Genomic DNA, 14351 nt, shown 5'->3' on the forward strand with positions numbered 1-14351 from the left:
GTCTGCATCGCAAAGCAAGCCCCCTCACAGGTTTTTTGGTTGATCACAAACAAGAGGTTCTATGCCCGTACGCCCGGTTCTCACGCCTGAAACTTTACGCTGGTTACCGTGGGTGGTGGCCATCGCCTTCTTCATGCAGTCGCTCGACGGCACCATCCTGAATACCGCGCTCCCCGACATGGCCCGCGACCTTAAAGAAAACCCGCTGCGCATGCAGGGGGTGATCGTGGCGTACATGCTCACGGTGGCCTTGCTGATCCCGGCTTCGGGCTGGATCGCTGACCGCTTCGGCACCAAAAAGATCTTCTTCAGCGCCATTCTGCTATTCAGCATCGGATCGCTGTTTTGCGCCTTGTCCAGCACCCTCAACGAATTGATCGCAGCGCGGGTTCTGCAAGGGTTGGGCGGTGCCTTGATGATTCCGGTCGGGCGCCTGGTGGTGCTCAAAGCCTACCCGCGCTCGGAGCTGGTGCGCATCATGGGGTTTATCACCATCCCCGGCCTGCTCGGCCCACTGATCGGCCCGACCATGGGCGGCTGGATGGTGCAGTACCTGAGCTGGCACTGGATTTTCTTGATCAACTTGCCGGTGGGCGTGCTCGGTTGCTGGGCCGTGTGGCACTTTATCCCGGACTTGCGCGGCAATGAACGCACGCGCTTCGACGCCTTGGGCTTTGTGCTGTTTGGCGCGGCCATGGTGTTTATCACCATTGCGATGGAGGGCCTGGGCGAGCTGCACATGCCGCACCTGCGGGTGATGTTGCTGCTGTTTGCAGGGCTAGCGTGCCTGGCGGCGTATTGGTTGCGCGCAGCCAATATCAGCAACCCGCTGTTCTCTCCGGTGCTGTTTAAAACCAAAACCTTTGCCGTGGGTATCCTGGGCAACCTGTTCGCCCGCCTGGGCAGTGGCGCGCTGCCGTTTCTGGTGCCGTTGCTTCTGCAAGTGGCCTTGGGCTATTCACCCTCGCAAGCCGGGATGAGCATGCTGCCGCTGGCAGCCGCCGCGATGCTGGCCAAGTGGGTCGCGCGGCCGCTGATCGAGCGCCTGGGCTATCGCACGATTCTGACCGGCAACACGCTCGCGCTCGGGATCATGCTGGCCAGCATGGGCCTGGTTACCGCGCAGACGCCATACCCGCTGCTGCTGGCGATGCTGGCCATTTTGGGGGCCATCAACTCCTTGCAGTTCACGGCGATGAACACCGTGACCCTGATTGACCTTGATGACGCCAGCGCCAGCAGCGGCAACAGCTTGCTGTCGGTGGTGGCGCAACTGTCGCTGAGTCTGGGGGTGGCGTGTGCCGGTGCCCTGCTGGGGGGCTTTACCGGGGACGGCGCCAATGAAGGCGTGGACACGGTGCTGGGGGCGTTCCAGCTGACCTTCCTGACAGTCGGGATGATGGCCATGCTGGCCGCGGCGATTTTCCTGCAACTGTCACCGCACGATGGGCGCAAACCTAAAGCCAACTCGGAGCATGAGCTGGACCACTGATCGAGCAGATCAAAATATCGGGGGGCAAGCTCACTCCTATGTATGGACTCGCCCCCCCTGGTCAACCCGCTTTTGTCCACTGTTGTTAAGCATGCGTGGGCGAGTTGATGTCATTACACGGTCTGGGATTTACATCGACACAAAGAAGAAGCTGACGATCAGCCCCATGCCGATGAACCAGACTATCGATCGCACCAATGCCCAGTCGGCCAGGTAGCAGATGATGTACAGCAGGCGGCTGGTGATAAACAGCACGGCCAGTACGTCAATGGTCACAGGCTGGGCGTTGCCCACGATGTCGGCGATGATCACCGCCGCTGCGAACGCGGGGGTCACTTCAAAGCTGTTGAGTTGGGCGTTGTGCGCGCGTTTGGCAAACCCCTCCAGCGTGTCGAGAAACGCACGCGGATCGTGGTTCTGCCGAGGCCCGAACTTGCCCTGGCTGAACTTGGCAATGCCGGTACACACGTACGGCAAAAACAGGGCAATCAGTACACACCAGAAGGCAACGGTCATTGGAATTTCCTTTTTAGAGTTTCATCACGAGCATGCCAATCAGCACCAGCCCACAGGCTAAGAGCCTCGGACCCCCAAAAGGTTCTTTTAGGTAACGCATGGCCCACAGCACCAGCGCGTAACTGGCCGGCACGCACACACACCACTACACCCAAACGCCATTGCGTGCGCCATACCAGGTAGTCCAACGGGTGCGACCACCGCTTGATCGCCTGACCGTCTAGAAAGGTATAGCAGCCAATGCACAGGCCAATCAATACGACGACTGGCAGCCTTGACCACGGCAGGCGTTCAATACGGCCGCTACCAACACCACGGTGGTTGCCAGCACCGCTATCTCCTCAACTAAAGATGTGTCCCTGACACGTAAGCCTACATCCAATCAATGGCCCGAACTGATCGGGTTTTCATTCACCCACGCCACCACAGGATCCCGGATGCTTGAGCTTGTTGCTGCGTTTATTTGCCTGACCTCACTACTCACCTACGTAAACTTCCGTTTTATCGGCCTGCCGCCAACGATTGGCGTCATGGTTACCGCCCTTATGTTTTCGCTGCTGTTGCAGGGTTTGAGCTTTCTCGGTTATCCGGGACTCGAAGACCGTGTGCAAGAGCTGATCGGCCAGATCGACTTCGGCGATTTGCTGATGAACTGGATGCTGTCGTTCCTGCTGTTTGCCGGCGCCTTGCACGTCAATATCAATGACGTGCGCAGTTATCGCTGGCCCATCGGCCTGCTGGCCACCGTCGGTGTGTTGATCGCAACCACGGTCATCGGCAGTCTGGCGTACTGGATTTTTGCCCTGTTCGGCTGGCATATCAGCTTCTTGTATTGCTTGCTGTTTGGCGCGCTGATTTCCCCCACCGACCCGATTGCCGTACTCGGTGTACTGCGGACCGCCAACGCCTCCAAGCCACTGAAAACCACCATTGTTGGCGAGTCGCTGTTCAATGATGGCACAGCGGTGGTGGTGTTCACCGTATTGCTCGGCATCGTGCAACTGGGCGAAACCCCGAGCATCAGTGCCACGGCGATGCTGTTCGCGCACGAGGCCATTGGCGGCGTGGTGTTCGGCGGCCTGATTGGTTATTTGGTGTACCGAATGATCAAAAGCATCGAGCAGTACCAGATCGAAGTGATGCTGACCCTGGCGCTGGTGATTGGCGGCTCGGCCATGGCCAGTGAGCTGCATGTGTCTGCGCCGATTGCGATGGTGGTTGCCGGTCTGATCATCGGCAATCTGGGCCGCAACAAGGCGATGAACGAGATGACCCGTCGCTATATGGACGGTTTCTGGGAGTTGCTCGACGACATGCTCAACGCGCTGTTGTTTGCGTTGATCGGTATGGAGCTGTTGCTGCTGCCGTTCTCGTGGCTGCACTTGCTGGCAGCCAGCGTGCTGGCCCTGGCGATCTTGCTCTCGCGCCTGCTCACCGTAGCCCCGGCCATTGTGCTGCTGCGCCGCTGGCGCACAGTGCCGCGCGGCACTATCCGCATCCTCACCTGGGGCGGCCTGCGGGGCGGTGTTTCGGTGGCCTTGGCCCTGGCCTTGCCGCTGGGTCCGGAACGTGACCTGATCCTGAGCATTACCTACATCGTGGTGCTGTCTTCGATCCTGTTCCAAGGCCTGACCATCGGCAAACTGGTCAAGCACGTCACCAAAGATGCACCGGCTCAGGCGCAGTCTGAACAGGCGCATTAAACCTCGCCCCCCGTAGGTGCCACGGCGCCTACGGGCATTTTCCCTTCCGCCCTACGTTTCCCGTCAGCTTGGCTACACTCCTTTTCTAAATGTAAAAAAGTACGTCATGAAAGGAGAGAGGGATGAGTACGTCTGCCACCTATGCCCCACCCCGGCGCCATCTTGGCGCTAACATCGTGATCATCACGGCCCTCGTTGCTTTGTGCATTACGGCGTGGAGGTTTTTCACCCCGCTGTCAGGCGTAACAGGTTCCGGTGGTGCGATTGTCACAATGCTTGCTGCGTTAGTGCTGTTGATTCTTGGCGTGTTATTGAGCAAAACAGGGCCAGGCGGTGCCAGGAGTTTCTTCCTGTTCTTAGCCTGGGCCGGCGTGATCGGAACGTTTTTTGCTGCGTTGCTGCTGCATGGCTGGTGGACAGCCGCCGTACTGGTCGTGTGCGCTGTGGGTGTCGTCATTGAAACGTTTGGCGGCAAGCCAACAAGGAGCGCGTGATATGAGTGGAATCAAAAAACACCTTCTGACAGCACCTGCCCTGTGCATGCTGGCGGGCATTTCAACCGCCTATGCAGACACACCTTATGTGGTTCCATCACCCATCCTCGCTGAGTCGAGCATCTCTGCCGAAGACGCCAAACTGCCTCTGCCGACAGGTAAAGAGTGGGACAGTTTTCATGGCCAACTGAGCTCGCAGAAGTACTCACCGCTGACGCAAATCAACAAGGACAACGTCGGGCAGTTGAAGAAGGTCTGGCAGTATTTCACCGGCGACATGTCTGATGGCACCGGCAAAGTCCCTGCGACCGTCTGGTCCGCCACCCCGATTTTTGCCAACGACACGCTGTACGTCGGCACGCCTTTTTACCGGATCATTGCGCTTGATCCTGAGTCGGGCAAAGAGAAATGGACCTTTGACACCAAGTCCGCTTTAGTCGCCGAAACACAGCCCGCACTTAAGTCTCGCGGCGTGGCTTACTGGCAGGAAAAAAACCCGCAAGCGGGCGTGGCCTGTCAGAAAGTCGTTTACCTGGGCAACATGACCGCACAGCTCTACGCGGTAGATGCTGACACCGGCAAGCCGTGCGAAAACTTCGGCAAAAACGGTGTGGTGGATGTTAACCAGTGGAACACCGTCAACGCCAAATGGCCGTTGTCGCAGTTGCAGCCGCCAACCGTTATCGGTGACAAGCTGATCGTCGGCTGGGCCGGTAAAGACTGGGAGTATGAAGTCGAATCGCCAGGTTCTTTGTTTGCCCTTAACGCCCGCACGGGCGAGCTGGAGTGGGAGTTCAAGCCGATCCCGGATAGTGAGGCCCTGAAAACCGGTACCGCCAATATCTGGACCGCCATGTCCTATGACCCGGCCCTCGGTTTGCTGTACATCCCCGTGTCTTCACCGTCACCCAACTACTGGGGCGGCAATCGGACACAACCGATTCCTCTCGGCACCTCGACCACCGCACTCGACATCAACACAGGCAAGGTGGTGTGGTCGCGTCAGTGGGTTCACCACGACATCTGGGACTACGACATCAACTCTGCACCGACCCTGATGGACATCACCGTCAATGGCAAACCTGTGGCAGCGCTGGTTCAGGCGACCAAAATGGGCTTCCTGTTCACGGTTGACCGTCGCACCGGTGAAGACGTGTGGCCGATTGAAGAACGCCCCGTGCCAAAAGGTGAGGCCGAGGGCGAAGTCTACTCACCGACCCAACCGTTCCCGACCAAGCCTGCTCCGCTGATGGATCAGTCAAAGAAACCGGCTATCTGGAAAATCGCTGACATTGTCGGCTTTGGCCAGTGCACCAAAATGTGGGACGGCCTGGAATACAACGGCATGTACTCGCCGCCTGGTCTCAAAGGCAACGGCGTGCTGGCCTACCCGGACAGCGCCGGTGGCGTGCAATGGGGCGGTGTAGCGTTTGACCCGGTCAGCCAGGTTGCCATCGTCAATACCTCGCACATCGTGCAAATGATCAAGCTGTGGGATCGCGCCTCTTACGACAAGCAGCCTAAAGACTCTGGCAACGAAAACGGCTTCTACCCGCAAATTGGCGCGCCTTACGGCATGTCTTTGTTGAACGCGCAAAACTGGGCCGGCATGCCGTGCTGGGCTCCGCCGTTCGGTGAACTGGTGGCCATCGACATGCACACCGGTGACGTGAAATGGCGTCGTCCGATGGGTGCCGTCCAGCAGTGGGGCTGGTACATGCCTGCCGACATGGGCTCGCCAACCATTGGCGGCCCGGCAGTGACGGCCGGTGGCGTAGTGTTCATCGGGGCATCGATGGACGCCAAGGTTCGCGCCTACTCACTGGATGACGGCAAAGAACTGTGGTCGGACATCGTGATGGCTCCCGCCGTCGCCAACCCTGCCGTGTACGAATACAAAGGCAAGCAATACGTCGCCTTTGTCGCGGGCGGCAACTCGATCATGAAAGATCAAGTGGGCGACCAAGTGGTGGTGTACGCACTGCCGAAGTAAACGTGTGAACCTGTAGCCGTTGCCGCAGGCTGCGGCTACAGGGTTTCATCATCCTGGCGTTTACGACTGCTTCACCACTCAGCAAAGCGACGAATGACGTCGCCCCTCAATTTCCTGCCTGCCCGTCGATCAACGGATACTGGCGGCAGCCCTGAGTTCGCCGGGGCTGACTCTGGCGCTTTACACACTCAAGGGTTGCAGCCTCAGACTGCCCCTGAGCGACCCGCAGGTAATGGCTTTACGACACCCAAGGCGATTTGCGGATGATCTCGACGAAGTTCATGGGCTTGAAGCTGGGATCGATGTCCACCAGCACGTCGGCGTTAACCGTGCCAAAGGTGGTGTCGGGCCGGTGTTTGAAGCCGTTTGCGAACGCGCAGAGGATGCACTCCTTGAACCCTTCGCCGCGCGGATGCGCATGTACAACGGCTTCGCGCTGTTCGGCAGGGAAAGCCGCGTAGTCGATACCCAGCACGTCCATTTCAACGCCCGCCGTCACCAGCGCCACGTTGGGGCGCAGATGCTGCGGCACGCCCGGCGTGGTGTGCAGCGCGATGGCCAGCCACACTTGTTCGACATCGTCGTCGCTCAGGCCAAAGGGTTTCATGAAGGCTTTGGCCCTGTTGGCACTGTCCACTTCAAAACGCTCCTTGTCGGTGCGATGGCCTTCGACCAGCCCTAGGTCGTGGAACATGGCACCGACGTAAAGCAGTTCCGGATCGTAGGCCAATTGTTTGCGCTGGCCGCTCAAGGCGCCAAACAAAAACACCCGGCGTGAGTGGTTGTAGAGCAGATCGGACTCCACATCGCGGATGTACTCAGTCGTGGCTGTCGCCAAGGCGCTGTCCGGTATGACGATGCCTGCAATGGTCTGACTCATGGCGAACTCCTCGATCAAGCGCCGGGGTGGCGCTGTGGATTTCAGTGTGGGCGCCGAGGAGCATGGCAACAATCGACACGAAGGTGCGATTCGTGCCAATCAGGTTGCAATGCCGGCCATGCCTTTTTGACGGGCTTGCTACATGAGACAAGTGCGGTATTTGATGTAAGCCCCCTCTGACGGCTAACCCTGATGACTCTGAGCGTAGCGTTGATTGTTTTCCCCGGCGTGCAGGCGCTGGATGTGACTGGCCCGCTGGACGTTTTTGCCGAGGCCAATGCTTTTTTGCCGCCACACAAGCACTACCAACTGGAGGTGCTGGGGTTGGAGTCGGGGTTATTGGCGTGCTCGAACGGGTTGTCGATTCAGGCGCATCGCCATTTCACTCAGGCCCGAACAGGTTATGACCTGGTGTTGTGCGCAGGTGGCCCGGCGCTGCCCCACCAGGATTTCGGACCTGATTTTGATCGTTGGTTGCGGGCTATTTGCCGAAAATCCCGGCGATTTGGCTCTATTTGCAACGGCGCCCTGATGCTCGCCCGCGCAGGTTTGCTCAACGGTCGTCACGTGACTACACACTGGAGTGACGTCGCAGAACTGGCGCGCTTGTGCCCAACGGCCAAACTGGAGGCAGATCGCTTGTATGTGCAGGACGACAACTTGTTTACCTCGGCCGGGGTCACGGCGGGGATTGATCTGTCGCTGTATGTACTAAGTCAGGATCACGGCCCGGAGGTGGCGCTGAATGTCGCCAAACGGCTGGTGGTTTTTACCCAGCGTTCGGGTGGGCAATCGCAGTTCAGCCCGTTTTTGACACCCACCACCCACAGCGATTCGCCGGTGGCCGCCGTGCAATATTTTGTACAGACAAACCTGCGCGGCGATCTGACCATCCGCGAACTGGCACAGGTGGCCAACATGAGCCCGCGCAATTTCTCTCGGGTGTTTGCTCGTGACACCGGTATTACACCGGCACAATTTGTAGAAGGCGCGAGGGTGGATGCTGCCCGTGGACTACTGGAAAACCCGGCGCTGGCCCTCAAGACCGTGGCCTACGAATGTGGTTTTCGCGATGCGCACCACCTGCGCAGCGTGTTCATGCGCAGGCTGGGCGTGTCGCCGCAGCAGTTGCGGATGAACTTCGCGGTGATGGTGTAGCAACTTTTCCTGTGCAGGAGCGCGCTTGCTCGCGCCTACAAAGAGCAATGGGTTTAGAAATCGCCCCACAGTTGTTGAGCCACGGCCAACGCCACCACGGGTGCGGTTTCGGTGCGCAGCACGCGCGGTCCGAGGCGCGCCGGCTGAAAGCCCGCCGCTTGGGCTTGATCAATTTCGTGATCGGTCAGGCCGCCTTCAGGGCCGATCAAAAACGCCAGGCGCGCGGGCTTGGCATGGCTGGCCAACGGCTCGGACACGGGGTGCAGAACCAGCTTGAGGTCGGCCTCGGTGGTTTTGATCCAGTCGCCCAGCAGTACCGGCGGGTGAATCATCGGCACACGTGAACGGCCGCACTGCTCGCAGGCACTGATCGCCACTTGCCGCCAATGCGCCAGACGCTTGTCGGCACGCTCGTCCTTGAGCCGCACTTCGCAGCGCTCGCTCATGATCGGGGTGATTTCTGTGACCCCCAGTTCGGTCGCTTTTTGAATGGCCCAGTCCATGCGCTCACCACGGGACAAGCCCTGGCCCAGATGAATGGCCAACGGCGACTCGACCTGCCCGTCAAAGGCTTGATCGAGCACGACGCGCACACGCTTTTTACCGACTTCCAGCAAACGCCCCAGAAACTCCTGACCCGAGCCGTCGAACACTTGCAGGGCATCGCCCTCGGCCATACGCAGCACGCGGCCAATGTAATGCGCCTGGGCTTCAGGCAATTCATGCTCACCGAGGCTCAAAGGGGCATCGATAAAGAAGCGGGACAATCTCATTTAAGTTCTCTGAAAATTAAATTACTTATGTCGCCGCTGCCGCAGGCTGCGATGGGTTGCGCAGCGCCCCCGTTTTACAAACGAAGGTCCTGTGGCCCTTATCGCAGCCTGCGGCAGCGACTACCAATAAGGCTTAACCCGGATCCCGGAAATCGGGATGAAAGTTCGCCGGCACCGCCACGCTGATGTCGGTGCGGGTGGCGATGTCGATCCCTTCACTGGCAACCTCTGCCAGAAAGTCGATCTGCTCGGGTGTGATCACATAAGGCGGCAAGAAATACACCACACTGCCCAACGGACGCAACAACGCACCGCGCTCCAGTGCGTGCTGAAAGACTTTCAAACCCCGCCGCTCCTGCCACGGATAAGCCGTTTTGCTGGCTTTGTCCTGGACCATTTCAATCGCCAGCACCATACCCGTCTGACGGACTTCCGAGACATGAGGATGATCAGCCAGGTGCGCAGTCGCACTGGCCATGCGCTGGGCCAGGGCTTTGTTGTTGTCGATGACGTTGTCTTCTTCGAAAATATCCAGCGTCGCCAAAGCCGCGGCACACGCCAGCGGATTGCCGGTGTAGCTATGGGAATGGAGGAAGGCCCGCAAGGTCGGGTAGTCATCATAGAACGCGCTGTACACCTCATCGGTGGTCACGCAAGCCGCCAGCGGCAAGTAGCCTCCCGTCAGCGCCTTGGATAAGCAGAGGAAGTCCGGGGTTATACCCGCTTGCTCACAGGCAAACATGGTGCCAGTGCGGCCAAAGCCCACAGCGATTTCGTCGAGGATAAGGTGCACACCATAACGGTCGCAGGCTTCACGCAGCAGTGTGAGGTACACCGGGTGATACATGCGCATGCCGCCCGCGCCCTGCACCAACGGCTCGACGATCACCGCGGCCACCGTGTCATGGTGCTCGGCCAGGGCCTGTTCCATGACCAGGAACATCGTGCGCGAGTGCGCTTCCCAGCTCACACCCTCAGGGCGCAAGTAGCAGTCAGGGCTCGGCACTTTAATCGTGTCGAGCAACAAGGCTTTGTAGGTCTCAGTGAACAACGGCACATCGCCCACTGACATCGCGGCCATGGTTTCGCCGTGGTAGCTGTTGGTAAGGGTCACGAAGCGTTTTTTGTTCGGCTGGCCACGGTTAAGCCAGTAGTGAAAGCTCATCTTCAATGAGACTTCGATACACGATGAGCCGTTGTCGGCATAGAAGCAGCGGGTCAGGCCCGCGGGTGTCATTTTCACCAGACGCTCAGACAGCTCAATCACCGGCTGATGACTGAAACCGGCCAAGATCACGTGCTCCAGTTGATCAACCTGATCCTTGATGCGCTGGTTGATCCGCGGGTTGGCGTGGCCAAACACATTGACCCACCAGGAGCTCACGGCATCCAGGTAGCGCTTACCTTCGAAGTCTTCAAGCCACACGCCTTCACCCCGTTTGATCGGGATCAGCGGTAACTGTTCGTGATCTTTCATTTGGGTGCAGGGGTGCCATAACACGGCAAGGTCGCGCTGCATCCACTGGTTATTCAGGCCCATTTCCACTCTCCTGGCGCTGGCTCCCGGCGTGTGCGGGCAAACAATCGCGCAAGACTATGCAATGCACAGGCTCGTAACAAGTCATTACGTTTACTGTGTGGCCTTAGGCTTTACTTTCAGTGCCGCGCTCGGCATAAAACACCCCACCATAGGGTCTGTTAACGTTTGCTTAATTCTTCCTCCCCAGGCTAAAGATCGTATTTATCGATACCTTGCAGCAAAAAAATGCGCTTTCATTCGATAGGTAAATCATTAGTCTTAGCGTCAATTCCCACAGGATGTTGGCTATGCAGCTGCGTAACTCTTCTTCTCGCTATGGTGCTGTCAGTATTTTTCTGCACTGGTCGGTTGCATTGGCGGTGTTTGGATTGTTTGCATTGGGCTTGTGGATGGTCGGTCTCGACTACTACGACCCTTGGCGCAAAGAAGCCCCTGACCTGCATAAAAGCATTGGCCTTACGTTACTGGCCGTCATGCTGATCCGCGTTGTCTGGCGGTTCATCAGCCCGGCGCCGCCAGCGCTTGAAAGCTATAGTCGTGCAACCCGTATCGGCGCCAAGTTGGGTCACGCGTTTCTGTACCTCAGCTTGTTTGCCCTCATGATTGCGGGATATTTGATCTCAACAGCCGAAGGCGTTGGTATTCCTGTTTTCGGTTTGTTTGAAGTACCGGCACTGATCTCCAGCCTGCCCAATCAGGCTGATGTTGCCGGGGTTGTCCACCTGTGGCTGGCCTGGACCGTGGTGATCTTCGCCGGTTTGCATGGTCTGGCGGCCTTGAAACACCACTTTATCGATCGTGATGTGACCCTGACTCGTATGCTGGGGCGCAAAGCCTGATGCTCAACCTCAATTCAAAAGGAATAGAACGCATGTTGAAAAAGACTCTCGCCGCTTTAGCACTCGGGACTGCACTGCTGACCGCCGGTCAAGCCATGGCTGCTGACTACACCATCGATAAAGAAGGCCAGCACGCCTTCATCGACTGGAAAATCAGCCACTTGGGTTACAGCTTCGTTCACGGCACGTTCAAGGACTGGAAAGGCACTTTCTCGTGGGACTCGGCCAAGCCTGCTGATAGCAAAATTGATATCACGCTGCAAACTGCCAGCTTGTTCTCCAACCACGCTGAACGTGACAAGCACATCGCCAGCAAAGACTTCCTGGACGTGGCCAAATACCCTGAAGCGACCTTCAAGTCGACCAAGGTTGTGCCAACTGGCGACAAGACGGCTGACGTGACCGGCGACCTGACCCTGCACGGCGTCACCAAGCCAGTGACCTTCAAAGCTACATTCAACGGCGAAGGCAAGGATCCTTGGGGCGGCGAACGCGCTGGCTTCAACGCGACCACCACGCTGAGCCTGAACGACTTCGGTATCAAAGGCCCGGGCCCAACCTCCCAGACCCTGGATCTGGACATCTCGCTGGAAGGCGTGAAGGCCAAGTAAAAGCGCTTTCATTCGGCTAAAAAAAACGCCCAGGCTTGCGAGAGCCGGGCGTTTTTTTGTGGGCGCTGCACACACATAAAGCCTTCATACAAAAACGCCCCCGATCTTTCGACCGGGGGCGTTTTTCATGCAGTGCTCACTCAGCGGTTGCGAGTCAACAGCGCAGGCTTCTCGCCACGAGGGCGGTTCGGCAGTTGATCCAGTTGCTCAGGCGTCAGGAAGCGATCGGTTTTCGATTCCTTGTGCATGATCTTCGGCTGGTTCTCACGTGGACCTTTAACCGCAGGCTCTTGACGCGAATCATCACGCGCCGGGCGGTTGTTGTCGCGGCGGGCCTGGCCGTCACGTGGTGCACCGCTACGTGGGCCGCTGCGCTTGGCTGGCGGGGTGCCAGTGCTTGCACCGCTGCCAGTACGCGTGCCATTTTGACGACCGCCCGTACGGGCCGCAGTGCCAGCGCCAGTGCCCGTGCCTTGCGCCGGAGCGCCCGGACGACGGCCACGGCTCTGGTTGTTCTTGTTTTGGTACGGGCTGACGTAATCAGCGCGGTTACCAAAGTTATCCACATCGTCATCGCGGAACTCGTCCGGCGCGCGGTTGGCGTCAGCACGCGGGGTTGGCTGACGCTGTTCGCGGGCAGGCTGGGCTTCACGTGGCTTTTGTTCACGTACAGGGCGCTCGCCGCGTGCAGCGGCTGGCTTCTCTTTGCCCTTGTCCTTGCCTTTGTCCTTACGACCGCCGCCACCGCCATTACCTGGGCCGTCGCCGCGTGGGCCACGTGGCGGGTTGCGCGGGTTACGCACATCCGGACGCTCGCGCACTTCAGGCTTTTCAGCTTCTACGGTACTGGAGTCAAAACCCATCAGGTCGCCATCAGCGATTTTCTGCTTGGTCATGCGCTCGATGCTTTTCAGCAGTTTTTCTTCGTCCGGAGCCACCAGCGAGATCGCCTCGCCCGAACGACCGGCGCGGCCTGTACGGCCGATACGGTGAACGTAGTCTTCATCGACGTTTGGCAGTTCGAAGTTGACCACGTGCGGCAACTGGTCGATGTCCAGACCACGCGCAGCAATATCGGTCGCTACCAGAATGCGCACAGAACCGGCTTTAAAGTCGGCCAGGGCTTTGGTACGGGCGTTTTGGCTCTTGTTACCGTGGATGGCCACAGCGCTGAGGCCGTGTTTGTCCAGGTATTCAGCCAGACGGTTGGCGCCGTGCTTGGTACGCGTGAAGACGAGTACCTGCTCCCATGCACCTGCGGTGATCAAGTGAGCCAGCAAGGCACGCTTGTGGGTGGCCGGCAGGCGGAATACGCGTTGTTCGATACGCTCAACCGTGGTGTTCGGTGGCGTGACTTCAATGCGTTCCGGGTTGCGCAGCAGCTTGCCGGCCAGGTCGGTGATGTCCTTGGAGAACGTCGCCGAGAACAGCAGGTTTTGACGCTTGGCAGGCAGACGCGCGAGAACTTTTTTCACGTCGTGGACGAAGCCCATGTCGAGCATCCGGTCAGCTTCATCAAGCACCAGGATTTCAACGTGAGACAGGTCAACACTGCCTTGGCCGCACAGGTCGAGCAGACGACCCGGGCAGGCAACCAGTACGTCAACACCGCGGGACATGGCTTGAACCTGTGGGTTCATGCCGACGCCGCCGAAGATGCAGGCACTGACGAACTTCAAGTCGCGGGCATAGAGCTTGAAGCTCTCGTGCACTTGAGCGGCGAGTTCGCGAGTAGGGGTCAGGACCAGTACGCGGGGTTGGCGCGGACCGTGACGCTGGGATTTGTCCGGGTGGCCATTGGGAAACAGCTTTTCCAGAATCGGAAGAGCGAAACCACCGGTTTTACCAGTACCTGTCTGAGCCGCAACCATCAAATCGCGACCTTGCAACACGGCGGGAATGGCCCGCTGTTGCACCGGAGTAGGCTCGGTATAGCCCGCAGCTTCAATGGCGCGGACTAAAGCCTCGGAGAGACCGAGGGAAGCAAAGGACATGAGTAATCCTGTTTTAGTTAGGGCTTGGCCCAAAGGGATAGTCTTGCCTGGCGTGAATGGCGTTTAAGGTGACGCAATCCCGTCCGGTCCTGCTCCAGTCCTGAAGGCCCACTCACACCGCTCGCGCTGGCCGTAAGCTGCGCCGTAACGGGGTGGAATGCCTTGTACAAGGACGAGCGGCCGGGCGTAAGCCTGGCGGAAAGCCCGGAGTATAACAGAGCAATCACGGCGCGCCGATTTCATGCTGCTCAACGGTTTTGTTGAACGATACGCCACAAAACCTGTAGTCGCTGCCGCAGGCTGCGATAAGGCCCGAAGCCCCCTCGTTTTGCAGCAACCAGCGGGCCCGCCGCAACCC

13 protein-coding genes and 1 pseudogene are annotated in these 14351 nt (G+C 58.7%); 8 read left to right on the forward strand and 6 right to left on the reverse strand.

The annotated features are described in order from the left end of the window. Positions 1-61 precede the first annotated feature (61 nt). Positions 62-1492 (forward strand): multidrug transporter subunit MdtD, encoded by a 1431-nt coding sequence (gene mdtD, locus ACIQYF_RS03095; protein WP_402856726.1) that lies wholly within the window; start codon positions 62-64, stop codon positions 1490-1492. A gap of 129 nt (positions 1493-1621) precedes the next feature. Here the strand turns inward: mdtD and ACIQYF_RS03100 are convergent, their stop codons facing one another. Together ACIQYF_RS03100 and ACIQYF_RS03105 are read right to left on the reverse strand one after the other, a co-directional pair. Further along, positions 1622-2008 (reverse strand): MAPEG family protein, encoded by a 387-nt coding sequence (locus ACIQYF_RS03100; RefSeq protein WP_402856729.1) that lies wholly within the window; start codon positions 2006-2008, stop codon positions 1622-1624. Positions 2009-2021: 13 nt separating this feature from the next. Further along, positions 2022-2301, reverse strand: a pseudogene (locus ACIQYF_RS03105) (EamA family transporter); the annotation flags it as partial. A 144-nt stretch (positions 2302-2445) separates the two neighbouring features. Between ACIQYF_RS03105 and ACIQYF_RS03110 the strand changes: the two are divergent. From ACIQYF_RS03110 to ACIQYF_RS03120, 3 genes are all read left to right on the forward strand, one after another. Continuing rightward, complete coding sequence (locus ACIQYF_RS03110; RefSeq protein WP_402856732.1) at positions 2446-3711, forward strand: cation:proton antiporter; 1266 nt, start codon at positions 2446-2448, stop codon at positions 3709-3711. Between the two features lie 122 nt (positions 3712-3833). Continuing rightward, positions 3834-4205: a hypothetical protein gene (locus ACIQYF_RS03115; RefSeq protein ID WP_402856735.1), complete on the forward strand. Its 372-nt coding sequence runs from the start codon at positions 3834-3836 to the stop codon at positions 4203-4205. A gap of 1 nt (position 4206) precedes the next feature. Further along, complete coding sequence (locus tag ACIQYF_RS03120; protein WP_402856738.1) at positions 4207-6198, forward strand: pyrroloquinoline quinone-dependent dehydrogenase; 1992 nt, start codon at positions 4207-4209, stop codon at positions 6196-6198. Between the two features lie 238 nt (positions 6199-6436). Here ACIQYF_RS03120 and ACIQYF_RS03125 read toward each other — a convergent pair whose 3' ends face one another. Continuing rightward, a complete protein-coding gene (locus tag ACIQYF_RS03125) occupies positions 6437-7078 on the reverse strand; it encodes an HD domain-containing protein (RefSeq protein ID WP_402856741.1) in 642 nt (213 codons plus the stop codon). On the opposite strand from ACIQYF_RS03125, the gene ACIQYF_RS03130 reads away from it, so the two are divergent. Together ACIQYF_RS03130 and ACIQYF_RS03135 are read left to right on the forward strand one after the other, a co-directional pair. Next, entirely contained in the window at positions 7077-7208 is a 132-nt protein-coding gene (locus ACIQYF_RS03130) for a hypothetical protein (protein ID WP_402856744.1), read from the forward strand. The two genes, ACIQYF_RS03125 and ACIQYF_RS03130, sit on opposite strands and share 2 nt — an antisense overlap. A gap of 62 nt (positions 7209-7270) precedes the next feature. After that, the gene (locus ACIQYF_RS03135; protein WP_402856747.1) at positions 7271-8236 is read left to right on the forward strand and encodes a GlxA family transcriptional regulator; all 966 of its coding nucleotides are present in this window, start codon (positions 7271-7273) and stop codon (positions 8234-8236) included. Positions 8237-8289: 53 nt separating this feature from the next. Here the strand turns inward: ACIQYF_RS03135 and ACIQYF_RS03140 are convergent, their stop codons facing one another. Together ACIQYF_RS03140 and ACIQYF_RS03145 are read right to left on the reverse strand one after the other, a co-directional pair. Next, positions 8290-9009: a 16S rRNA (uracil(1498)-N(3))-methyltransferase gene (locus ACIQYF_RS03140; RefSeq protein WP_402856750.1), complete on the reverse strand. Its 720-nt coding sequence runs from the start codon at positions 9007-9009 to the stop codon at positions 8290-8292. 133 nt (positions 9010-9142) lie between these two features. Beyond that, positions 9143-10549, reverse strand: a complete 1407-nt coding sequence (locus ACIQYF_RS03145; protein ID WP_402856753.1) for an adenosylmethionine--8-amino-7-oxononanoate transaminase — start codon at positions 10547-10549, stop codon at positions 9143-9145. Positions 10550-10836: 287 nt separating this feature from the next. Here ACIQYF_RS03145 and ACIQYF_RS03150 point away from each other — a divergent pair, with 287 nt between their 5' ends. Beyond that, a complete protein-coding gene (locus ACIQYF_RS03150) occupies positions 10837-11388 on the forward strand; it encodes a cytochrome b (protein ID WP_402856756.1) in 552 nt (183 codons plus the stop codon). A gap of 32 nt (positions 11389-11420) precedes the next feature. Next, on the forward strand, positions 11421-11999 hold the full coding sequence (locus ACIQYF_RS03155; protein WP_402856759.1) for a YceI family protein: 579 nt from the start codon (positions 11421-11423) through the stop codon (positions 11997-11999). A gap of 140 nt (positions 12000-12139) precedes the next feature. Here the strand turns inward: ACIQYF_RS03155 and ACIQYF_RS03160 are convergent, their stop codons facing one another. Continuing rightward, entirely contained in the window at positions 12140-13993 is a 1854-nt protein-coding gene (locus tag ACIQYF_RS03160) for a DEAD/DEAH box helicase (RefSeq protein ID WP_402856762.1), read from the reverse strand. Positions 13994-14351: the final 358 nt, after the last annotated feature.

It is taken from the genome of Pseudomonas sp. NPDC096917 (assembly GCF_044762555.1).
Lineage (GTDB): Bacteria > Pseudomonadota > Gammaproteobacteria > Pseudomonadales > Pseudomonadaceae > Aquipseudomonas.

What these genes read in the sequence shown, in the direction of transcription:
- ACIQYF_RS03125 (WP_402856741.1), bottom strand. Translation starts at nt 7,078, where the DNA reads ATGAGTCAGACCATTGCAGGCATCGTCATACCGGACAGCGCCTTGGCG.
- ACIQYF_RS03100 (WP_402856729.1), bottom strand. Translation starts at nt 2,008, where the DNA reads ATGACCGTTGCCTTCTGGTGTGTACTGATTGCCCTGTTTTTGCCGTAC.
- ACIQYF_RS03145 (WP_402856753.1), bottom strand. Translation starts at nt 10,549, where the DNA reads ATGGGCCTGAATAACCAGTGGATGCAGCGCGACCTTGCCGTGTTATGG.
- ACIQYF_RS03110 (WP_402856732.1), top strand. Translation starts at nt 2,446, where the DNA reads ATGCTTGAGCTTGTTGCTGCGTTTATTTGCCTGACCTCACTACTCACC.
- ACIQYF_RS03155 (WP_402856759.1), top strand. Translation starts at nt 11,421, where the DNA reads ATGTTGAAAAAGACTCTCGCCGCTTTAGCACTCGGGACTGCACTGCTG.
- ACIQYF_RS03135 (WP_402856747.1), top strand. Translation starts at nt 7,271, where the DNA reads ATGACTCTGAGCGTAGCGTTGATTGTTTTCCCCGGCGTGCAGGCGCTG.
- ACIQYF_RS03140 (WP_402856750.1), bottom strand. Translation starts at nt 9,009, where the DNA reads ATGAGATTGTCCCGCTTCTTTATCGATGCCCCTTTGAGCCTCGGTGAG.
- ACIQYF_RS03150 (WP_402856756.1), top strand. Translation starts at nt 10,837, where the DNA reads ATGCAGCTGCGTAACTCTTCTTCTCGCTATGGTGCTGTCAGTATTTTT.
- mdtD (WP_402856726.1), top strand. Translation starts at nt 62, where the DNA reads ATGCCCGTACGCCCGGTTCTCACGCCTGAAACTTTACGCTGGTTACCG.
- ACIQYF_RS03120 (WP_402856738.1), top strand. Translation starts at nt 4,207, where the DNA reads ATGAGTGGAATCAAAAAACACCTTCTGACAGCACCTGCCCTGTGCATG.
- ACIQYF_RS03115 (WP_402856735.1), top strand. Translation starts at nt 3,834, where the DNA reads ATGAGTACGTCTGCCACCTATGCCCCACCCCGGCGCCATCTTGGCGCT.
- ACIQYF_RS03160 (WP_402856762.1), bottom strand. Translation starts at nt 13,993, where the DNA reads ATGTCCTTTGCTTCCCTCGGTCTCTCCGAGGCTTTAGTCCGCGCCATT.
- ACIQYF_RS03130 (WP_402856744.1), top strand. Translation starts at nt 7,077, where the DNA reads ATGGCGAACTCCTCGATCAAGCGCCGGGGTGGCGCTGTGGATTTCAGT.